This window comes from Arthrobacter sp. TJ-263, from assembly GCF_058269155.1.
Genome location: NZ_JBZCNE010000001.1, coordinates 336,037 through 357,387, shown reverse-complemented (window position 1 = coordinate 357,387; position 21,351 = coordinate 336,037). Strand labels below are relative to the sequence as shown.

Below are 21,351 nucleotides of genomic sequence, written 5' to 3'. Positions count from 1 at the left end.
GGACGTTCGGCAGGGAGGCCTAGGAGTCAGGGCCCGAACCGGGTGCCCGTCCCTCCTGTCCTCGCCGCACCGCTACCAGGAGGACCTGGATCCCGGCGCCGAGCACGAGCAGGTTGAGGAGCATCTGGACCGTGACGACGAGCGTGACCACTGGCGCATCGGTGACGAGGTCGAGGGGCAGGAGGAAGTAGAGCGCGACGAACACGACCGCCGATCCGAGAGCGCGGAGCAGTCCCCGTGCGATGAGGCCACGTCGCTTCGCCGGCGACATTGCCCGCGGATCGGGATCAGTCACGGCGGAGGCACCGTTTCACGATTCCAGCTACCGCAAGCCATGTCGGTGGCGGCTGTTCGCTGCCGTGGGAGGTGCAGCCCTCTCACCCGAGTGGCTCCACAGTCGCCCGATCATGGCGAGGTGGACGACGCGCCCGACGGTCAGCGAGGCGAGGAGCACGGCCATGAGCACGAACAGCCATCCGATGTACGAGAAGGCCAGGCCGAGGACACCGAACTCGTCGGCCGAGGCCGCGAAGACCCGGGGAAGGTAGACGCGGCCGACTGCCGTGGCCCCGGCGATTCCCAGTCCGGCGAGGATCGATCCCGGCAGGAGTGCCTGCAGGCTGACGGTGCGGTTGACCACGAGCCATGAGGCGATCCACCACAGCAGGCACCAGATCGCTGCCTCCAGGGTGAATCCGAGCACCGAGATGGCGCCCGTGCCACGCACGACGCTGCGGGTGGTGATGATCAGCAGGAGCCCGATGACGATGGCGATGATCGCAGCGACCCAGCGCCAGGCGAAACGGAGGCCCACCTTCGGTGTTTTCCAGATCTTGCGGAAGCAGCGCTCGAGTGCCCGGGTGAAGGCGGTCGCGGCGATGAGCAGCAGCAACACGCTGGCGACCTGCGTGAAGGTGATTCCCTCGGCAGGGTCCGGCATCGACTGCTGCACGAGTTCGGCCGTGTCCTGGTCGAGGCTGAGGCTCTCGGCGAAGAGCGAGTCCGCCTCCGGGTTCACGCTTCCCCGTAACGAACCGGTCACGATGAGGATCGGCAGGATGGACGTGAAGGCCTGGGCCGCGAGCGTCATCGCCCGATCGAAGAGCTCGAGGTCGCGGAGGTCGCGGAGGGAACGCACCACCACGCGCCCCGCCGTCGAGCGCACGCCGGCCCGCATGAGCCTGTTCGCCTGCACCTGGATCGGCACTGCCCCGCCTCACTCCACGATGTCTTCGACGTCGGTCCCGAGGGCCGGGTCATGCTCGCCGAAGGGCGGGGCGGATGGGCCTCCCGCCATGAGTGCTGCGATCTGCTTCCTGCGGTTCGAGCCCACATCGTCCTCCGCGTCGTCCGTGGGGGGTGGTTCCGGTCCTGCCATCGAGCGGTGGGACGGGAACGACTCCGTGATCATCACCATTGGACGACCCCACGGTGGGCGCCGCATCACGTGGACAGGGTGAGAAGCCCGTCCCGCTGTCGAGGCCACCGCCGTTCCTCCCCGGGACGGCCGGCACACAGAAGGGACCCCGCACGCGGTGTGCGGGGTCCCTTCGTCTCGCGTGGATTGCGGGTGGAGCCTAGCGGCGGGGCCCCTGCACCTCGGCCTCGTCGGCAGCCTCGGCGAGCCCGTCGTCGACCGCGGGGGCGTCCGACGCGCCGTGCGTGGCCTCGTTCGTGGTCTCCTCGGTGGCCGTGCCGGTGACCCTGGAGCGGATGAGGCTGGCGATCACGGCGACCACGATGGTGGCGACGATCACGGCCAGTGACACGAAGGTCGGGATTTCGGGGGCCCATTCGATGTGCTCGCCACCGTTGATGAACGGCAGTTCATTGACGTGCATGGCGTGCAGGATGAGCTTGATGCCGATGAACGCGAGGATCACGGAGAGCGCGTGCTTGAGGTAGATGAGGCGCGTCATCAGGCCGCCGAGCAGGAAGTACAGCTGGCGAAGGCCCATGAGCGCGAAGATGTTCGCCGTGAACACGATGAAGGCGCTCTGCGTGAGGCCGAAGATCGCGGGGATGGAGTCGACGGCGAACAGGAGATCGGTGAGACCGATCGTCACGAAGACGATCAGCATCGGCGTGAAGACCTTCTTGCCGTCGACCACGGTGCGGATCTTGTTGCCGTCGTAGGAGTCGGACATCGGCAGGACCGAGCGGAGCTTCGCGATGAGCTTGTTGTCACCGGCGTCCGCCTCGTCCTCGCCCCCGTCGGTGGCCTGCTTGTAGGCGGTGTAGAGGAGGAAAGCGCCGAAGATGAAGAAGATCCAGCTGAAGTTCTCGATCACGGCGGCACCGAGGGCGATGAAGATCCCGCGCAGTACCAGGGCGATGATGATGCCCACCATGAGCACCTCCTGCTGGTACTTCCGGGGCACCGAGAAGCGCGCCATGATGATGATGAACACGAAGAGGTTGTCGATGCTGAGGCTGTACTCGGTGATCCAGCCGGCCACGAACTGGCCGCCGTACTCCGGCCCGGTGAAGACGAACATCAGGGCGGCGAACACCAGGGCGAGGCCCACGTAGAACGCGACCCAGAGTCCCGCTTCCTTCATCGAGGGCTCATGCGGGCGCTTGACCACGAGCAGCAGATCGAACAGCAGGATCAGGCCGAGCACGATGAACGTGCCGACCTCGAACGCTACGGGCAATGCGGGCATGAAGTACCTTCCGGGGGTGCTGTGGATCGCCGTGAGTCTCTCCGCCGCCGGGTCGAGCCGGCCGGCCGCTACGCCCGGCGGGGCAGTTGTGCCCCGCGTGCTGACGTCCGTAGCGCTTAGGGATACTCCCTCACGTCGGCATAATGCTACCCGGCGAGCGGGAAGGCCGACGAACCAGCCCCCTGGGTGCTCCTCCGCCGGCCTTCTTGACACGGTGCTGGAGGTCCTGCAGGCCGCGACCAGCGGCCCGCCTGGACTCAGGCGTGCCCGGCGGACTGCATCTGCCGCAGCTCCTTCTTCAGGTCGCCCACCTCGTCGCGCAGGCGCCCGGCCAGCTCGAACTGCAGCTCGGCGGCGGCCGCGTGCATCTGGTCCGTGAGCTGCTGGATCAGGTCCGTGAGGTCCTCGGCGGGAACCGATGCCAGGCCCTCGTGGCGCCCGGCGCCCTTCTTCGGTTTCCGGGACTTGCCGGCTTCCTCGAGCAGGGCGCGGGTGTCGGCGTCCTCGCGGTTGATCGTGTCGGTGATGTCGGCGATCCGCTTCCTGAGCGGCGTGGGGTCGATGCCGTGCTTCAGGTTGTGGGCCACCTGGATCTCCCGGCGCCGGTTGGTCTCGTCGATCGCGCGCTCCATCGAGTCCGTGATGCGGTCCGCGTACATGTGGACCTCCCCGGACACGTTGCGTGCTGCACGTCCGATCGTCTGGATGAGGGACGTCGCGCTGCGGAGGAAGCCCTCCTTGTCCGCGTCGAGGATGCTGACGAGCGACACCTCGGGCAGATCGAGCCCCTCGCGCAGCAGGTTGATGCCCACCAGGACGTCGAAGGTCCCCATACGCAGTTCGCGCAGCAGCTCCACCCGGCGCAGCGTGTCGACGTCGGAGTGGAGGTACTCGACCTTCACCCCGTGCTCGAGCAGGTACCCGGTGAGGTCCTCGGCCATGCGCTTGGTGAGCGTGGTGACCAGGACGCGCTCGTTGATCGCCACGCGCTTCCGGATCTCGTCCAGCAGGTCGTCGATCTGGCCCTTGGTGGGCTTGACGACCACCTCGGGATCGACGAGGCCGGTCGGGCGGATGATCTGCTGCACGAAGCCGTCGGCCTTGCCCAGCTCGTACTTGCCCGGGGTGGCGGACAGGTAGACCGTCTGCCCGATGCGGTCCTGGAACTCGTCCCACTTCAGCGGGCGGTTGTCCATCGCGGACGGCAGGCGGAACCCGTGGTCCACGAGGGTCCGCTTCCGCGAGGAGTCACCCTCGTACATGGCACCGATCTGCGGGATGGTCACATGCGATTCGTCGACGACCAGCAGGAAGTCGTCGGGGAAGTAGTCGAGCAGGCAGTGGGGCGCCGAGGCGGGGTCGCGGCCGTCGATGTGCCGTGAGTAGTTCTCGATGCCGTTGCAGAAGCCCATCTGCTGCATCATCTCGAGGTCGTACGTCACCCGCATGCGGAGGCGCTGCGCCTCGACCAGCTTGTTCTGCGCTTCGAGTTCCGCCAGACGCTGCTGCAGTTCGTCCTCGATGTCCTTGATCGCCCGCGTCATGCGGTCCTCGCCCGCGACGTAGTGGGAGGCGGGGAAGACGTACATCTCCTCCTCCTCGCGGATCACGTTCCCGGTCAGCGGGTCGAGGGTGTAGATGTTCTCCACCTCGTCCCCGAAGAACTCGATCCGCAGCGCGTGCTCCTCGTACATGGGGATGATCTCCACGGTGTCACCACGCACCCGGAACGTGCCGCGGTGGAAGTCCATGTCGTTCCGCGTGTACTGCATGCCCACGAACTGCCGCAGCAGTGCATCCCGGTTCATCTGGTCGCCGCGGCGCAGCGTCACCATCTTGTTGATGTACTCCTCGGGCGTGCCGAGGCCGTAGATGCAGGAGACCGTGGCGACGACGATGACGTCGCGGCGCGTGAGCAGCGCGTTGGTCGCGGAGTGCCGGAGGCGCTCGACCTCCTCGTTGATGGAGGAGTCCTTCTCGATGAAGGTGTCCGTCTGCGGGACGTAGGCCTCGGGCTGGTAGTAGTCGTAGTACGAGACGAAGTACTCGACGGCGTTGTTGGGCAGCAGCTCCCGGAACTCGTTGGCGAGCTGCGCGGCGAGCGTCTTGTTCTGCACCATGACCAGGGTGGGGCGCTGCACCTGCTCGATCAGCCAGGCGGTCGTGGCGCTCTTGCCGGTGCCGGTGGCGCCGAGGAGGACGACGTCCTTCTCCCCCGCGTTGATGCGCTCCGCCAGTTCCTTGATGGCCGTGGGCTGGTCGCCCGCCGGCGTGTACTCGCTGATGACCTCGAACGGGGCGACCACACGCTTGATTTCCTGCGCAAGACTCATGTCTCAACGGTAGTCCCTGCCACCGACACTTCCCCCGCCGATCTGCTCGCGGCTGAAAGCCCCCGGGCACCTCGCACGGACCTCAGGCGGGGATCGTCTCCGGGCCGACCGTCACGGTCACGTCGATCGCCGGATCGGCCGCCCGATGGAGCGCCGTCGACGGTCCGCCTCCGTGGCCGGCGGCGCGCTCGTCCCTCGGGAATCCCGCCCCGGCCACCGCGTCCGACGCCGCGCCGACGTCCCCGGCGCGCGGGACGGTGACGCGAAGGGACGCCTGCGCATCGACGGCGCGCGCTTCGTCCGGGACGTCGACCGGGACCTCGTCCGGGTCGACTGAACAACCCGGCGGGAGGACGGCGTCCAGCTTCCCGCGGACGCGGTCGGTGAGTCCGCTGGTCCCCGCGAGGCCCGTCGTCGGGCGCGTCGCGCGTCCGTCCGCGGGCCTCCGCTCCGCCAGGTTGTCGCGGAACGGCACGATGCGCGTCCGCCACAGGCCGTCCGTCGCCGCGAGGAGCTGGTCGACGCCGCGATCGTTGGCGATCACGGCGTCCGCCGCGCGGAGCCGGTCCTCACGGGGCGCCTGCGCCGCGATGCGCCGCTCGGCATCGCCCCGATCCATCCCGCGCCGTTCCACCATGCGTTCGATCCGCAGGGCGTCGGGAGCGTCGACGACGACGACGAGGTGGAAGCGTGCGGCCTGTCCGGTCTCGACCAGGAGCGGGATGTCCTCGACGACCACGGCGTCCTCCGGCGCTCCGTCGATGAGGGCCGCGGCCGCGGCCCGCACGCGCGGGTGCACGATGGCGTTGAGGCGCTCGCGGGCGGCCGCGTCGGCGAAGACGAGACGCCCCAGCGCGGGCCGGTCGAGCGCACCGTCGGTGCCGAGGATCTCCGGCCCGAACGCGGACACGACGGCGCGGAGCCCCTCCGACCCCGGCTCCACCGCCGCACGGGCCAGGACGTCCGCGTCCACCAGGACGGCTCCCAGCTCGGCGAACCGGCGGGCCACCACCGACTTCCCCGCGGCGATGCCCCCTGTGAGTCCGATACGCAGCATGAGCCAACCCTAGTCCGCGCCACGCCGCGTGCTGTCAAGGCATCCCCCGTCGACGCTGCCCGCCGCGATAAATGTCGGAGCATCCCCCTACGCTAAGCCTACTTACATTGTTCGAGGAGGATCGTGACCATCACCCTGCAGGATCTTCAGGAGACCGCCGCGTCCACTTTCGGCTGGGACCGGCTGCGACCCGGCCAGGAGCAGGCCATGAGCGCGGTCCTCACAGGCCGGAGCGTCCTCTGCGTCATGCCGACCGGCTCCGGCAAGTCGGCCATCTACCAGGTGCCCGCCATGGCGCTCCCCGGGGTCACCCTCGTCGTCTCCCCGCTGATCGCGCTCCAGCACGACCAGGCGGCGTCGATCAACGAACGCACCGGCACCACCCGCGCCCGGGTGGTCAACTCGAGCCTGACGAAGCGCGAGGTGGAGGACGCCTGGTCCGCCGCGGCCGACGGCGAGGCGACGCGCGCGAAGTTCCTGTTCCTCGCACCGGAGCAGATCGCGCGGGACGACGTCGCCGCGCGGCTCCGGGCCCTCGACATCTCCCTCGTGGTGGTCGACGAAGCGCACTGCGTCTCGTCGTGGGGGCATGATTTCCGCCCCGACTACCTGCAGCTCGGGCACCTCCTCCGCGACCTGGGTGCCCCCGTCATCGCCCTGACGGCCACGGCGTCCCACCCCGTACAGAACGAGATCGTCGATCGGTTGCGCCTGGTGGACCCGGTGGTCCTCGTGGAGGGCTTCGACCGCCCGAACCTCTTCCTCGACGCCGTGCACCACGTGGAGGAGGAGGACAAGCTCCGCGCCGTGCGCGACCAGGTCCTCGGGCTCGCGGGGCCGGGCCTGGTCTACGTCGCGACGAAGAAGGCCGCCGACAGGCTCTCGTCCGAGCTGCAGGAGAAGGGGGTGCGCGCGGACTCGTACCACGCCGGGAAGCTCAGGAAGGAGCGCGAGGCGGTGCACGAGGCGTTCCTCGATGGCACGGTCGACGTCGTGGTGGCCACCACGGCGTTCGGCATGGGCATCGACAAACCGGACGTGCGCTTCGTCGTCCACGCGGACATCTCGGACTCACTGGACAGCTACTACCAGGAGATCGGCCGGGGAGGGCGCGACGGAGGCGAGGCCCGGGCCATCCTGCACTACCGCCCGGAGGACCTGTCCCTGCGGCGCTTCTTCGCCGCGAGGTCCGTCAACCGCACGCAGCTGCGTGAGCTGTACCTGCTCATCGCCGCCCAGGCCAGGCCGGTCAGGATCAAGAAACTGAAGGAGCTGTCGGGCCTGTCACCCCGGAAGCTGACCGGCCTCCTCAACCTGCTCGAGGCGTCCGAATGCATCGCGGAGGGTGCGAAGGGGTACCGCGCGAGGAAGATGACCGCTGAGGACGCCGTGAGGCGCGGCGTGGAGCAGGCCGAGATCCGCGAGCGGATCGACCAGTCACGCGTCGAGATGGCCCGACGCTACGCCGAGACGCGAGGCTGCCGCCGCCAGTTCCTGCTCGGCTACTTCGGGGAGGACCTCGCCGAGGCCTGTGGGAACTGCGGGAACTGCGCCCGGCGCGAGGACGCCGTCGGGCTCCCGGAGCCGTCAGCGGCGCCGGCTCCCGACGACGAGGACGTCCCCTTCGACATCGACAGCCCGGTGGACCATCCCGACTGGGGAACCGGCACCGTCATGGGCTACGAGGACGGCGTCATCACCGTCCTGTTCGACTCGGAGGGCTACAAGACGCTGTCGGTCGGCCTCGTCCTGGACAAGGAACTCCTCACCGCGGTGGCCCCCACGGCATAGGGCACGGAACCGTGGCCGGCCCGTCCCGGCGTGGGCCCCGGCCGGGACGGCACCTAGGATTGATCCGGTGACCCCGTTCAGCCTCGACCGCCTGCGCCGCCGACCCGACCTGGACACCCCCGAGCTGGTGGCCGTGGATGCCGCGGACCGCCTGCTCCTCGACACCTCCGCGGAACGGCTCCGCATCCCCGGAGGCATCGCGACCATCAACGACGCCTACGGGGCGCTCACGCTCGGCGCCGCGCACCTCTCCGGCCGGAGCGGGATCCGCGCCTTCCAGGACGGCGTGGTCCACGAGCGGGCACTGGCGCTGAACGCAGCCGACCAGGGGCTCCAGGGCACCTACCGGTCCCTCGCCCTCGACGCGGGACTGCTCGACGGCGTGTCGACCGTCCTCCTGCGCCTGCCGCGCTCCCTCGACGAGCTCGACGAGATCGCCTGGACCATCGCCGCCCATGCCCGGCCGGACGTCGTGGTCCTGGCTGCAGGGCGCATCAAGCACATGTCCCTCTCGATGAACGCGATCCTCGGTCGCCATTTCGGCGACGTCACGGCGGGCCTCGCCCGGCAGAAGGCGCGGGTCCTCACAGCGTCGGCCCCCCGTCCGGTGGGCGCGTCCTCCTTCCCACGCCGCGCACGGCACGACGTCGGGCTCGCCCGTCCGCTCGAGCTCCTCGCCTACGGGGCCACGTTCGGCGGGCCGGCGCTCGATCCCGGCACACGCCTGCTGCTCCCCCACCTGCGCCGGCTCCCGCCGTTCCCGACGCACGCGGCGGGAACGGCCGACGTCGTCGACCTGGGCTGCGGCAACGGGGCCATCGCGGCCTTCCTGGCGCTGACCCATCCGGACCTCCGGGTCCTCGCCACGGACCAGTCCGCGTCGGCGACGGCGTCCGCTGCTGCGACGGCGGCTGCCAACGGTGTGGCCGACCGCGTCACCGTGAGCAGGGACGACGCCCTCTCCGCGCTGCCGGACGCCTCGGCGCGACTGATCGTCCTCAACCCGCCCTTCCACCTCGGCAGCACGGTGCACGCCGGCGTCGCCCACCGGCTCTTCGAGGCGTGCGCGCGCGTCCTGGCACCCGGAGGGGAGCTCATCACGGTGTGGAACAGCCATCTCCGCTACCGGCCGGTCCTCGAGCGGGTCATCGGCACCACGCGGCAGCTCGACCGCTCGTCCCGCTTCACCGTCACGGCGTCGACCCGCCGCTAGGGTCGCCGGCGACGTCTGCATCCGTCCGGGCCCGCCTCGAGTGCGCGCCTCCGGTGGGTCGTGGCGCCCCGGACCCACCACACCTGCACACCCGGCACCGTGGAGCGCACCCCGCACACGGAGAAGGCCCCCATCCAGAGGACGGGGGCCTTCGACGGTACTGCGTCGACGCGGGAGCTTACGCCCCGGTCAGCTTCTCGCGGAGAGCGGCAAGCGCCTCGTCGGAAGCGAGCGTCCCGGAACCGGACCCGGCATCGGCGACGACGGGCTCGGACGAGTAGCTCGTCGAGTTCGACTCGACGGGCTCGTTCGCCGCAGCGGCGTCGTCGGACGCGTGCTGGACGACCTGCTTCTTGTGCGACTCCCAGCGGGACTGTGCCTCGGCGTACTGGGCTTCCCAGGCAGCGCGCTGGTTCTCGTAGCCCTCGAGCCATTCGTTCGACTCGGGGTCGAAGCCCTCGGGGTACTTGTAGTTGCCCTCTTCGTCGTACTCGGCGGCCATGCCGTAGAGCGCGGGATCGAACTCGGTGCTGTCGGCGTCGACGCCCTCGTTGGCCTGCTTGAGGCTGAGCGAGATGCGGCGGCGCTCCAGGTCGATGTCGATGACCTTGACGAAGAGCTCGTCACCCACGGAGACGACCTGCTCGGCCAGCTCGACGTGGCGGACGGCGAGCTCCGAGATGTGCACGAGGCCTTCGATGCCGTCCTCGACGCGGACGAACGCGCCGAAGGGGACGAGCTTCGTGACCTTGCCGGGGACGACCTGGCCCAGGGCGTGCGTGCGGGCGAAGGTCTGCCAAGGATCTTCCTGCGTGGCCTTCAGCGACAGGGAGACGCGCTCGCGATCGAGATCGACCTCGAGGACCTCCACGGTGACTTCCTGGCCCACCTCGACGACCTCGGAGGGATGGTCGATGTGCTTCCAGGACAGCTCCGAGACGTGCACGAGACCGTCGACGCCGCCGAGGTCCACGAACGCACCGAAGTTGACGATCGAGGAGACGACGCCCGGACGGACCTGGCCCTTCTCGAGCTTGTTGAGGAACGTGGAACGCACCTCGGACTGGGTCTGCTCGAGCCACGCACGACGCGACAGCACGACGTTGTTGCGGTTCTTGTCGAGCTCGATGATCTTCGCTTCGATCTGCTGGCCGATGTACGGAGCCAGGTCGCGGACGCGACGCATCTCGACGAGGGACGCGGGCAGGAAGCCGCGCAGGCCGATGTCGAGGATGAGGCCACCCTTGACGACCTCGATGACGGTGCCGGTGACGACGCCGTCCTCTTCCTTGACCTTCTCGATGTCGCCCCAGGCGCGCTCGTACTGAGCACGCTTCTTGGAGAGGATCAGGCGGCCTTCTTTGTCTTCCTTGGTGAGAACCAGAGCCTCGACCTGATCGCCCACGGAGACGACGTCCCCGGGATCGACGTCGTGCTTGATGGAAAGCTCGCGGGAAGGAATGACACCCTCGGTCTTGTAACCGATGTCGAGCAGGACCTCGTCGCGGTCGACCTTGACGACGGTACCCTCGACGAGATCTCCGTCGTTGAAGTACTTGATGGTCGCGTCGATCGCTGCGAGGAAGTCCTCAGCGGTGCCGATGTCGTTGATCGCGACTACGGGGGCACCTTGCTTCTCGGTGGTGGTGATGGTCATGTAGTTGGGGCTCCGTTGTGGATGATTACTTGCTCCGGTCACGCCGGCCCCCGCGGTGCCGGCAACGCCGGCTGCGGGTTCCTGTGTCCGGATGTGGACGAATGGGAAAGGACCTCGGTGAGATCCAGGAATGGTGGTGCGTTCTCATGGCCCGCCGGTTCAGCACCGGCAACTATCAGAGCGCACCACGCGCCTGTCCAGTCTAGCCTCGGGGTCCAACACCGTCAAAGCAGCGCAGAGCCCGGGAGGTGGCGGGTCGGCACGGTGCACAGGCGCGTGGCGGGCCCTAGAAGTGCGTGATGCAGTAGGGCTCCTGCGCGCGTCCGAACAGGGTGTCGAGCACGTCGACGGAGTCGTCCGTGTGGGCCGTCAGTCCTCCGGCCGCCGCGAGCGTGGAGGCCGGCACCCCGCCGAGGTACAGGGACCCCAGCGCGTTGACGGTCACGGTGACGTCCGGGGCGGCCTCGACCCGCTCGACGTCCCCGGCTCCGTCGACGACGGTCAGCGCGTAGGAGCCGTCGGCGATGCCGTGGTCGTCCAGCACCTCGAGGACGATCCTGCCGCTGCCCCGGTACGACCGCTTCCCGAGGGCCGCCGGTACGTCGAGCAGCCGGACCCACAGCACGTCGTCGGTGCCCTTGACCTGGTAGCAGCGCCGGTCGCGCAGCGCCCAGGGCAGGGCGTCGTCGCGGCGCGCGCCGTCCCAGGTGATCCGCTCCACGAGGTCGAGCGATCCGAGGTAGCGCCACAGTTCGAGGTAGGCCGACGGCGTGGAGGCCACGAGGTCCACGACCTTCATCGTGTACGGTGTGGTCTCCCAGCCCGCGAAGCGGTAGCTCACGAATCCGGCGGGTTCGCCTGCGGCGTCGTAGTGCACGGCCATCCGCACGGCGCGGTCCTCGACGGGCCGCTCACGGCCCCAGGCACCCGAGATGCGCCGGGCGACGGCGTACTGCCGGCCGACGGAGCCGAAGGTGACGGCCTGGAAGCGCTCGAAGATCGTCTCGGCGAGGTTCACGGCGTGTTCCCGGGCGACGAGCGCCGTCGTGCCGGTCCTCGGCGCCGTGACCTCGAAACGCTCGCGCACGTCGACCTCGATGCTCTGCGTGAACGTGGCGCAGCCGAAGCCGAAGCGCCCGTAGATGGTTGCTTCGGAGGCGGTCAGGATCGCCAGCGGGAGTCCGCGCTCCTTCGCCTCGCGCAGGTCGCGGGTCATCATGGACCGCAGGATCCCGTTGCGCCGGTGGCTGGGACGGACCGTGACCGCGGTGATCTGGTGGACGTCGAGCTGGGCGGCACCGACGTTGAGCGCATGCACCATGGTGCCGTAGGTGGCGACCGGGTGGCCTGCGCCGAGGGCCTCGGCCGGCTGGGCGTTGTCATGCACTCCCCAGAGCACGCGCTGGTCCGCCTGGTACGCCGCGAGGTAGTGCGGGACGTCCTCGGGATCGAGGGTGCCCTCGTGGAAGCCGATGCTCTCGCCGTCGAGCCACTTCGCGAAGCGGCCGTCCGTGGAGGCGTCCTCGTCGGCGCCGACGGTGAAGATCTCGGTCCGGAGATCCGGCTGGTGGGCGGTCTGGGCAGGGGCTGTGTACTGGCTCACAGTCCACCAGCCTAGACGGACTCCTCCGGCCTGCACCAGCACGACGCCGGGCGGACCGGAGGGGGACCTGTCGCGGGTCCGGTGATCAGTGCGCGGCGTCGTGCCAGCTCGCCCCGGTCCCCACCGAGACGTCCAGGGGGACGGAGAGGTCCGCGGCGGCGCCCATCTCCTCGCGGACCAGCGCCTCGACCTCGTCCCGTTCCCCTTCGGCGATCTCCAGGACGAGTTCATCGTGCACCTGCAGCAGCATGCGGGACGCCAGTCCGCGCTGCGTCAGCGCGTCGTCGACCCCGAGCATCGCCTTCTTGATGATGTCCGCGGCGGATCCCTGGATGGGTGCGTTGAGCGCCGCGCGTTCGGCCATCTCCCGCAGCTGGCGGTTGTCGCTGGAGAGGTCCGGCAGGTAGCGGCGCCGCCCCTCGATGGTGGAGGTGAAGCCGTCCTTGCGGGCCTGCTCGACGATCCCCCGCAGGTAGTCGCGCACCGCGCCGAACCGCTCGAAGTAATCGCGCATGAGCGTGCGCGCCTCGTCCACCGAGATGTTGAGCTGCTTCGAGAGCCCGAACGAGCTCAGCCCGTACACCAGCCCGTAGGACATGGCCTTGACCTTCGAGCGCATGGCGTTGGTGACCTCCTCGGGCGCGACGCCGAAGATGTGGGAGCCGACGAAGCGGTGCAGGTCCTCGCCCTCCTGGAAGGCGGAGATGAGCCCCTCGTCGCCAGAGAGGTGCGCCATGATCCGCATCTCGATCTGCGAGTAGTCGGCCGTCATGAGGCTCTCGTACTTCTCGCCGTTCCGGCCCTGCCCGACGACGAACACCTCGCGGATGCGACGCCCCTCGTCGGAGCGTACCGGGATGTTCTGGAGGTTCGGGTTCGTCGAGGACAGCCGGCCGGTCGCCGCGATGGTCTGCAGGTAGGTGGTGTGGATGCGGCCGTCGTCCCCCACCGCCTTCCGCAGGCCCTCCACGGTCTGGCGCAGCTTCAGGGCGTCGCGGTACGCGAGGAGCTGCTCGAGGAACGGGTGGCCCGTCTTGGTGATGAGGTCGGTCAGGGCGTCGGCGTCGGTGGAGAACCCGGTCTTGATCTTCTTGGTCCTCGGCAGCCCGAGCTCGTCGAACAGGACGGCCTGCAGCTGCTTCGGCGAGCCGAGGTTGATCTCCTTGCCGATGATCCGGTAGGCCTCCGCCCCCGCCGCGCTGATCGTCGTCGAGAAGTCGTCGTACAGCCGGTCCAGCCCCTCGACCGAGACGGCGACACCCGTGAGTTCCACGCGGGCCAGCACTTCGGCGAGGGGCAGTTCCAGCCCGCCGAGGAGCTGGTTCGCGCCGCGCTCGACGAGCTGCCCGGCGAAGTGCTCGCTGAGCTGCAGGGCGGCGTAGGCGGCCACCACGGCCGGCGATGCGACGTCGTTGCCTCCGAGATCGAGGGCCTGCTGCCCCGAGGAGTCGGTGGCGGCCGCCGTGATGGACAGGCGCAGGTGGTACTGGGCGAGATCCGCGAGGTCGTAGCTGCGGCGGTCCGGCTGGATGAGGTACCCGGAGATCGCGGTGTCGTCGACCTCCCCCGCGAGCAGGAACCCGCGGGCGGAGAGCAGCTTGAACACGGTCTTGAAGTCGTGGACGATCTTTGGCGCATCCCGGTCCGAGAGCCAGGCCCCGAGCACCGTCTCGGCGTCGGCGTCGAGCTGTTCGAGCGGGATGAACGCGGCGTGGAGGCTCGTGACGACGGCGATCCCGACGACGTCGGTGGCGCCCGCCGTCGTCTCCGTCGCCAGCGCGAGGGACGCCTGCGCCTGGTTGGTGGCGTTGAACCAGTGCGTCAGTCCGGCGGCGTCCTGGAGCATCTCGTGGGCGGGTGCATGCTGCTCGTCCGCCTCGTCCTCGCTCTCCTCCTCACCGAAGAGGTCGAACAGGCGCTTGCGCAGCGTGTTGAACTGCAGCGAGTCGAAGAGGTCCTCCACGGCGGAGCGGTCCGGGTGCTGCGAGACCATGGCCGCCAGGTCCACCGGCAGGTCGAGGTCCGTGAGGAGGCGGTTCAGGCGCCGGTTCCTCTTCACGTCCTCGATGTTCGCCCGCAGCGAGTCCCCGACCTTGCCGCCGATCTTGTCCAGGTTCTCGAGGATGCCCTCGAGGCCGCCGTACAGCTTGATCCACTTGGCCGCCGTCTTCGGACCCACCCCCGGCACGCCGGGCAGGTTGTCGGCGCTCTCCCCCACCAGCGCGGCGAGGTCCGAGTACTGGTGCGGCGGGACGAAGTACTTCTCCTCGATGGCCTGCGCGTCCATCTGCGGGATGTTGGTGACGCCCTGCTTGGGGTAGAGCACGGTGACTCGGTCGTTGACGAGCTGGAAGGCGTCGCGGTCACCGCTGACCACCTGGACGTCCCAGTCGGCGGCCGCCGCCTGGCTGGCCAGTGTGGCGAGGATGTCGTCCGCCTCGTAGCCGTCCATCGAGATGGTGGGGATGCGCATGGCCTCCATGACCTTGATGATGAGGTCCACCTGCCCGTGGAACTCCTCGGGCGTCTTGGAACGGCCGCCCTTGTACTCCGTGTACTCCTCCGACCGGAAGGTGGGGGTGTCGAGGTCGAAGGCCACCGCGACGTGGCTGGGCTGCTGGTCCTTGATGAGGTTGATGAGCATCGCCGTGAAGCCGTACACCGCGTTGGTGTGCTGGCCGGTATCGGTGGAGAAGTTCTCCGGCGGCAGGGCGTAGAAGGCACGGAAGGCCATGGAGTGGCCGTCGATGACGAGGAGCCTGTTGCGTGAGCCGTCGCTGCGGCGCTCCGGAGCCTGCGCGCCCGCCGTCGTGGGTGCCGCCGTGGATGTCCCGGCGGCGTGGTCCACGGGAGGTGCGATGGTCAGGGTGGCAGCAGGTTTGGTCGTTTCACTCACAGGTGCCAGCCTAGTTCCCATGACAGACAACCGCACCCGGCCCGACGCCGTCCAGCCACCGTCCGAGGAGCGCCTGGCCGAACTGGTCGCCGCCGGGATCCCCGCCGGGATGCACGGGTGGCTGGGCCGTTACGGGGTCGGTGCCCTCACCGTGAAGATGGGGATCGTCTTCTCGGAGATGAGCGCCGAGCGCGTGGTCGCAACGATGCCGGTCGAGGGCAACCAGCAGGTGGCCGGCATCCTGCACGGTGGCGCCCACGTGGTGCTCGCGGAGACCCTGGGCTCCTTCGCGGCCGGGATCCATGCCGGCCCGGGCCGGCACGCCGTCGGGATCGAGGTCGGCGCGACCCACCATCGCAGCATCACCTCGGGTCTCGTCACGGGCACGGCCACGGCCATCCACCTCGGGAGGACCCTGACGACGCACGAGGTGGTGATGACGGACGAGCAGGGCCGGAGGCTCTCCACGGCCCGCATCACGAACATGATCCGCGACGACCGCGGCTGACCGGACCTCGCCGGTCCTCCCCGGACAGGGCCTGCCCGACGGGCGCAACCCCCGCGCCGGCCCGACCCGTTCATTGCCGTGGCGCGGAGCCCTCCCTACCGTGGTGCGTAGGCGACCGAACGGGCCGCCCGATGATCGGACCGATCCAACGGAGGCCCCATGGCCGACAGGACGCTGAAGACTCCCGCCGCCCTCCTCGCCGTCGGCAGCCTCTTCCTCGGCGACGACGCCCGAGGGGGCGACGACTAGTGGGCCGCCGACCCGCCCTCGCCCGGGCCGCCCTCCGCGGCGCGGCCGCCGGCCTCCTGGGCACAGCAGCCATGACCGTCGGCGAACTCGTGGAGCAGCGCGTCACGGGCCGGCCCGACTCCCACATCCCCGCCCGCACGCTGCGGATCCTCTGCGGCCGCCCGACGAGCAACACCGCCCACTACCCGGTCTGGAACCACGCCATGCACTGGTTGACCGGCGCCACGCTGGGCGCGCTGCGCGGCGTCTGGTCCGTCACGGGCATCCGGGGTGCTCCGGCGACGGCAGCCCACACGGTGGTACGCCTCGCCTTCGACCAGACGCTCGAGAACGCGACGGGCGCGGGGGCCGCGCCGCCCCTGTGGCCTTTCGGCGAGAAGGTCGTGGACAATCTGCACAAGGCCGTCTTCGCCACCGTGACAGGCCTCGCCTCCGATGCACTGAACCGGCCCGACCTGACGAGTACGGCGGGGGCGCGGAGCCACTGAGCCACGGCGTGCGGGCTCAGGCCCCCTGCGCCGCGAGCCCCTCCTGGATGTGCCGGCGCAGCTCGGCCGGGCGGAAGGGTTTGCGCAGGTAGCGGTCGGCGCCCGCCTCGTAGCCACGCTTCTCGTCGGACGGATCGGCGCGCGCGGTCAGCATGACGATGAATGTCGCCGAGAAGCGCCGGATCCGTCCCGCTACCTCGAACCCGTCGATGTCCGGCAGTCCGACGTCGAGGGTGACAACGTCGGGCCGGAGCCGACGGACCATCTCCACGCCGGCCAGTCCCGCGGGTGCGGTGTGCACGCGGAAACCTGATCCAGTCAGGACGGTGTGCAGCAGATCCCGGACGTCGTCGTCGTCCTCGATGACCACGGCGGTGCGGGGGGAATCTGTGGTGGTCATCCCCCGAGTTTACTCCGGTGCGGGCCGCCAGGGCCGCCCCTCGGCACCCCGCGGGCTGCTCCTCGACGCGGCCGACGACGGGTGCTCAGTCGCGGGTGCGCGCCCGGCTCGGCTGCACCCTCATGGGCTCGCCGGGCATCTTCGGGAAGTCGGGCGGGAACGGCAGCTCGCCGAGGCCGTTCTCGACGTCGCGGTCCCACCAGCCGCGGAGTGCGTCGATGCTGCCCGGCTGGGCGTGCAGGTCCTCCCACGGGTCGCCGAGCGTCCTCAGGCGGTCCGGCACGGTCGCGATCGTGAAGGACGCGGGGTCGACGCCGTCCAGTTCGTCCCACGTCACAGGGCAGGACACCGGGGCGTGGGGCAGGGCCCGCGGGCTGTAGGCGCCGGCCATGGTGCGGTCGCGGTTCGCCTGGTTGTAGTCCACGAAGATGCGGGCCCCGCGCTCCTCCTTCCACCAGGCCGTCGTCACCTTCTCCGGCATGCGGCGCTCGAGTTCGCGTCCGGCGGCGATGACGGCCTGGCGGACCTCGAGGAATTCGTGCACCGGTTCGATCGGGGCGAAGACGTGCAGGCCGCGGTTGCCCGAGGTCTTCACGAAACAGTCCAGGCCCGCCTCGCCGAGGACGGCCCGCAGCGCGTGGGCGGCGGCGATGACGTCGGCGAAGGTGGTGCCCGGCTGCGGGTCGAGGTCGATGCGCAGTTCGTCGGGCAGGTCCGGCGTGTCCGCCCGCGAGGCCCAGGGGTGGAAGACGACGGTGTTCATCTGGGCCGCCCAGACCGCGGACGCGGGCTCGTCGAGGACGAGCTGCGGGTGCGAGCGTCCACTGGGATAGGTGACCACCACGCTGCGCACGTAGTCGGGGGCGCCCTTGGGCGGGTTCTTGCTGAAGAAGAAGTCGCCGTCCACGTCGCCGCCGAAGCGCTGCAGCGACACCGGCCGCCCGCCGTTCGCGCGGAGGAACGCGGGCGCGACGTCCACGAGGTACCGCGCGAGGTCGAGCTTGGTGAGCCCCGCCTGGGGCCAGAGGACACGGGAGGGGCTGGACACCCGGACGGCCCGCACGCCGTCCGGCCCGTCGACGTCGAGGATCATCGCTTCGCTGGCCATGGCCTCAATGTACCCCGGAGGCGCTGGGCTGCAACGGTGGCCGGGATCCGCAATTCGGCCGCTGAACGAGGTGACCCGGCAGGGAACGGCCTGCACTGTCTACGGCCAGTTCCCTGCCGGGTCGAGTATGCCCATCAGGGCAGGTGGGCCCCTCCTTCCGGGCCCGTCTTCGCGGATCCATCAAGCGGATCCATCAAGCGGATCCATCAAGCGGATCCATCAAATTGGGCGCGCATTACTTGTAGCTGTAGTGGCCATGCCTGTCGCACTTGATCCAGATTCTCTCGCTGCTGTTCCAGCCGTCCTTCTTGCTGTAGCTGTGAGCCTGGTAGGACTTACCGCACTCGACGTACTTGACCTCGTACTTGAAGTCGTCGCCGCGATCCGTCCACACTGTGCGGTGGTCGACGACCCGATGCCTGCCGTGGTGACTCACCTGGACGACCTTTACGTCGACCTTCTTGGAATCGTAATTGTCGCCGACAACTTTCAGACTGACGTGCCTGCCGTCGCCGTTCGCCCTGAGGGTCAAATCCCCACCACGGTCGTGGTAATTTCCAGTGGTTGCGACTTGGACCGGTGCCGCAACGGCTGGTGCGGCGAGGCCCAAGCCTGCCAACAGACCGAACAGCGTTCCTGCGACGAGAACGAACAGACGCCAACTAAGAGACTTCTTCATGATGGATTTCCTCCACGCATGCCGGGCCCGGTTATGGGAGGGGTGTGTGTCGTGTTCGGCACGCCTCGGACGGTCGTCCGGCGAGGCCGCCCGTTTGTACCCCCAGCAGATGCGCGCGAACCAGAACCGATTCGGGCGTCCTTTCGAGCATTCTCGCCCGAACAGTCTTGTCCCCGCTGCACCCAGGTGCGATCTTCACTTTCGGACTGTGCTTCCCAGCAGGGTCACCCCGACACCGTCTCGCGGTGCCCGACCATACTAGGCCCCCGTCGGCGATGAGAGAAGAGGCGGCCCACCCGAATCAGGTGCCCGAAGTGGGACTCGAACCCACACACCTCTCGATACTGCATTTTGAGTGCAGCGCGTCTGCCAATTCCGCCATTCGGGCCGTACCTGCCCGGCTCCTGGGAGGGATGACTTCCTCGAGGGCCGGTGCGCGAATCCACTCTACATGCCGATAGGCTGGATCCGGGAACGGACGCACACAACCCCCGAACCCCTCGCACGCCGTCATCATCAAGGAGCAACAGTGTCTGAACCCACCGAATCCACGCCCGCCGGACCCGCACGCCGGGTCATCGTGGCCGAGGACGAGACGCTCATCCGGCTCGACATCATCGAGATCCTGCGCGGGGAAGGCTACGAGGTCGTGGCCGAGGCCGACAACGGCGAGAAGGCCGTCGCGCTCGCCCAGGAGCACAAGCCGGACCTCGTGCTCATGGACGTGAAGATGCCCGTAATGGACGGCATCACCGCCGCGGAGCAGATCGTCAAGGCGCGCATCGCGCCGGTGGTCCTGCTCACCGCGTTCAGCCAGAAGGAGCTCATCGAGCGGGCACGCGACGCCGGCGCCATGGCCTACGTGGTCAAGCCGTTCACCCCGGCCGACCTCATCCCGGCCATCGAGATCGCCATGTCACGCCACGAGGAGATCAAGGCCCTCGAGGCGGAGGTGACCGACCTGCAGGAGCAGTTCGCCACCCGCAAGCTCGTCGAGCGTGCCAAGAGCCTCCTGACCACGAAGATGGGCCTCACCGAGCCCGAGGCCTTCCGCTGGATCCAGAAGACGTCGATGGACCGCCGCCTGAGCATGCGCGAGGTCGCCGAGACGATCATCAACCAGGTCAACTGACCGCGGCATCCGGGCTCACGGACGAAAGGACCCCCTCCCGATTCGGGAGGGGGTCCTTTCGTCCGTCCTGCGGATCAGGCTACTTCTTCTTGACGGGCCACGGGCCCACGCCTTCCTTGATGTAGGACGTGTGGTCGCCGGGGAGCTGACCGGCGTCGGTGATGTCACCGACACGGTGCACCTTGAGGGAGTTGGTGGAGCCGGCCTGTCCGGGAGGGGACCCGGCGGCGATCACGACGAGGTCGTCCACCTCGACGAGGCCCTGCTCGAAGAGGATGCGGTCCACCTGGGCGGTCATCTGGTCCGTGTGTTCCACGAACGGGACGAGCCGGGGCTGGACGCCCCAGATCAGCGACATGGCGTTCAGCGTCGACTGCACCGGGGTGAAGGCGAAGACCGGCTTCTTGGGGCGCAGGCGGGAGAGGCGGCGGGCCGAGTCCCCGGACTGGGTGAACGTGCAGATGTACTTGGCGTCGAGCTGGTCGGAGATCTCGACGGCGGCGCGGGTGATGGCGCCGCCGCGGGTCTTCGGCTTGCTGCCGAGCGGCGGGACCCGCTCGAGGCCGTGGCGCTCGGTGGACTCGATGATGTCGGCCATGGTGCGGACCGTCTCCATCGGGTACTTGCCCACGCTCGTCTCGCCGGAGAGCATGACGGCGTCCGCGCCGTCGAGCACGGCGTTGGCGCAGTCGGAGGCCTCGGCGCGCGTGGGGCGCGGGTTGTCGATCATGGATTCGAGGACCTGCGTGGCGACGATGACGGGCTTGGCCCAGCGACGGGCGAGTTCGACGGCGCGCTTCTGCACGATCGGCACGTCCTGCAGGGGCAGTTCGACGCCGAGGTCTCCGCGGGCCACCATGATGGCGTCGAAGGCGTCGATGATCTCCTCGAGGGCATCGACGGCCTGGGGCTTCTCGATCTTCGCGATGACGGGGACGCGGCGGCCCTCCTCGTCCATGATCTCGTGGACGCGCTTGACGTCACCGGCGTCGCGGACGAAGGACAGGGCGACCATGTCGACGCCGGTCTGGATGGCCCAGCGGAGATCGTCCTCGTCCTTCTCGCTGAGGGCGGGCACGTTGACGGCCACACCGGGCAGGTTGATGCCCTTGTTGTTCGAGACCATGCCGCCGACGACGACCTCGGTGGTCACCTTGACGTCGTCGACCGCGGTGGCGCGGAGGGTGACCTTGCCGTCGTCGATGAGCAGCAGGTCGCCGACGTTGACGTCGTGGGGCAGGCCCTTGAACGTCGTGGAGCAGATCTCCTGGGTGCCCTCGACGTCCTCGACGGTGATGGTGAAGACGTCCCCTGGGGTCAGCGCGTGGGGGCCGTCGACGAACCGGCCGAGGCGGATCTTCGGGCCCTGCAGGTCGGCGAAGATGCCGACGGGCTTGCCGAGTTCCGCCGAGGCACGGCGGACGTTCTCGTAGGTGCTGAGGTGCACGGCGTAGTCGCCGTGGCTCATGTTCATCCGGGCGACGTCGACGCCCGCCTCGAGCACGGCGAGCGTGTTCTCGTAGCTGGCGATTGCGGGGCCGAATGTTGCAACGATTTTTGCGCGTCTCATG

At 69.1% G+C, this 21,351-nt stretch carries 18 protein-coding genes and 1 tRNA gene; 5 read left to right on the top strand and 14 right to left on the bottom strand.

The annotated features are described in order from the left end of the window. Positions 1 to 19: 19 nt before the first annotated feature. The 6 genes from AC4D2F_RS01655 to coaE form a co-directional block, all read right to left on the bottom strand. On the bottom strand, positions 20 to 295 hold the full coding sequence (locus AC4D2F_RS01655; RefSeq protein WP_490909256.1) for a hypothetical protein: 276 nt from the start codon (positions 293 to 295) through the stop codon (positions 20 to 22). Between the two features lie 27 nt (positions 296 to 322). Next, on the bottom strand, positions 323 to 1,207 hold the full coding sequence (locus AC4D2F_RS01650) for a YhjD/YihY/BrkB family envelope integrity protein (protein ID WP_490909255.1): 885 nt from the start codon (positions 1,205 to 1,207) through the stop codon (positions 323 to 325). Positions 1,208 to 1,216: 9 nt separating this feature from the next. Further along, positions 1,217 to 1,417, bottom strand: coding sequence for a hypothetical protein (locus tag AC4D2F_RS01645; RefSeq protein ID WP_490909254.1), 201 nt, complete (start codon positions 1,415 to 1,417; stop codon positions 1,217 to 1,219). Positions 1,418 to 1,577: 160 nt separating this feature from the next. Then, entirely contained in the window at positions 1,578 to 2,666 is a 1,089-nt protein-coding gene (locus tag AC4D2F_RS01640; RefSeq protein WP_490909253.1) for a TerC family protein, read from the bottom strand. A 257-nt stretch (positions 2,667 to 2,923) separates the two neighbouring features. Next, the gene (gene uvrB, locus AC4D2F_RS01635) at positions 2,924 to 4,999 is read right to left on the bottom strand and encodes an excinuclease ABC subunit UvrB (protein WP_490909252.1); all 2,076 of its coding nucleotides are present in this window, start codon (positions 4,997 to 4,999) and stop codon (positions 2,924 to 2,926) included. An 82-nt stretch (positions 5,000 to 5,081) separates the two neighbouring features. Continuing rightward, positions 5,082 to 6,056: a dephospho-CoA kinase gene (gene coaE, locus AC4D2F_RS01630; protein WP_490909251.1), complete on the bottom strand. Its 975-nt coding sequence runs from the start codon at positions 6,054 to 6,056 to the stop codon at positions 5,082 to 5,084. A gap of 123 nt (positions 6,057 to 6,179) precedes the next feature. On the opposite strand from coaE, the gene AC4D2F_RS01625 reads away from it, so the two are divergent. Both AC4D2F_RS01625 and AC4D2F_RS01620 read left to right on the top strand, forming a co-directional pair. Further along, positions 6,180 to 7,847 (top strand): RecQ family ATP-dependent DNA helicase, encoded by a 1,668-nt coding sequence (locus AC4D2F_RS01625; protein WP_490909250.1) that lies wholly within the window; start codon positions 6,180 to 6,182, stop codon positions 7,845 to 7,847. A 67-nt stretch (positions 7,848 to 7,914) separates the two neighbouring features. After that, the gene (locus AC4D2F_RS01620) at positions 7,915 to 9,060 is read left to right on the top strand and encodes a class I SAM-dependent methyltransferase (protein ID WP_490909249.1); all 1,146 of its coding nucleotides are present in this window, start codon (positions 7,915 to 7,917) and stop codon (positions 9,058 to 9,060) included. A 178-nt stretch (positions 9,061 to 9,238) separates the two neighbouring features. Here AC4D2F_RS01620 and rpsA read toward each other — a convergent pair whose 3' ends face one another. The 3 genes from rpsA to polA all read right to left on the bottom strand — a co-directional run bounded on the left by rpsA (position 9,239) and on the right by polA (position 15,054). Beyond that, a complete protein-coding gene (gene rpsA / locus AC4D2F_RS01615) occupies positions 9,239 to 10,717 on the bottom strand; it encodes a 30S ribosomal protein S1 (RefSeq protein ID WP_104164781.1) in 1,479 nt (492 codons plus the stop codon). A gap of 286 nt (positions 10,718 to 11,003) precedes the next feature. Continuing rightward, positions 11,004 to 12,320: a GNAT family N-acetyltransferase gene (locus AC4D2F_RS01610; protein ID WP_490909248.1), complete on the bottom strand. Its 1,317-nt coding sequence runs from the start codon at positions 12,318 to 12,320 to the stop codon at positions 11,004 to 11,006. An 85-nt stretch (positions 12,321 to 12,405) separates the two neighbouring features. Then, positions 12,406 to 15,054, bottom strand: coding sequence for a DNA polymerase I (gene polA / locus AC4D2F_RS01605; RefSeq protein ID WP_490910504.1), 2,649 nt, complete (start codon positions 15,052 to 15,054; stop codon positions 12,406 to 12,408). A 181-nt stretch (positions 15,055 to 15,235) separates the two neighbouring features. Between polA and AC4D2F_RS01600 the strand changes: the two genes are divergently transcribed. Both AC4D2F_RS01600 and AC4D2F_RS01595 read left to right on the top strand, forming a co-directional pair. Beyond that, positions 15,236 to 15,724, top strand: coding sequence for a hotdog fold thioesterase (locus AC4D2F_RS01600; RefSeq protein ID WP_490909247.1), 489 nt, complete (start codon positions 15,236 to 15,238; stop codon positions 15,722 to 15,724). 248 nt (positions 15,725 to 15,972) lie between these two features. After that, positions 15,973 to 16,461, top strand: coding sequence for a hypothetical protein (locus AC4D2F_RS01595; RefSeq protein ID WP_490909246.1), 489 nt, complete (start codon positions 15,973 to 15,975; stop codon positions 16,459 to 16,461). A 16-nt stretch (positions 16,462 to 16,477) separates the two neighbouring features. Here AC4D2F_RS01595 and AC4D2F_RS01590 read toward each other — a convergent pair whose 3' ends face one another. The 4 genes from AC4D2F_RS01590 to AC4D2F_RS01575 all read right to left on the bottom strand — a co-directional run bounded on the left by AC4D2F_RS01590 (position 16,478) and on the right by AC4D2F_RS01575 (position 19,036). Continuing rightward, on the bottom strand, positions 16,478 to 16,861 hold the full coding sequence (locus tag AC4D2F_RS01590) for a response regulator transcription factor (protein ID WP_104164774.1): 384 nt from the start codon (positions 16,859 to 16,861) through the stop codon (positions 16,478 to 16,480). An 85-nt stretch (positions 16,862 to 16,946) separates the two neighbouring features. Beyond that, on the bottom strand, positions 16,947 to 17,969 hold the full coding sequence (ligD, locus tag AC4D2F_RS01585; protein WP_104164772.1) for a non-homologous end-joining DNA ligase: 1,023 nt from the start codon (positions 17,967 to 17,969) through the stop codon (positions 16,947 to 16,949). A gap of 235 nt (positions 17,970 to 18,204) precedes the next feature. Next, entirely contained in the window at positions 18,205 to 18,648 is a 444-nt protein-coding gene (locus AC4D2F_RS01580; RefSeq protein WP_490909245.1) for a hypothetical protein, read from the bottom strand. 306 nt (positions 18,649 to 18,954) lie between these two features. Further along, positions 18,955 to 19,036, bottom strand: a tRNA-Leu gene (locus AC4D2F_RS01575). 141 nt (positions 19,037 to 19,177) lie between these two features. On the opposite strand from AC4D2F_RS01575, the gene AC4D2F_RS01570 reads away from it, so the two are divergent. Beyond that, positions 19,178 to 19,780, top strand: a complete 603-nt coding sequence (locus tag AC4D2F_RS01570) for an ANTAR domain-containing response regulator (RefSeq protein ID WP_043445123.1) — start codon at positions 19,178 to 19,180, stop codon at positions 19,778 to 19,780. Positions 19,781 to 19,859: 79 nt separating this feature from the next. Here the strand turns inward: AC4D2F_RS01570 and pyk are convergent, their stop codons facing one another. Further along, entirely contained in the window at positions 19,860 to 21,350 is a 1,491-nt protein-coding gene (gene pyk / locus AC4D2F_RS01565) for a pyruvate kinase (protein ID WP_104164636.1), read from the bottom strand. Between the last annotated feature and the right edge of the window lies 1 nt (position 21,351).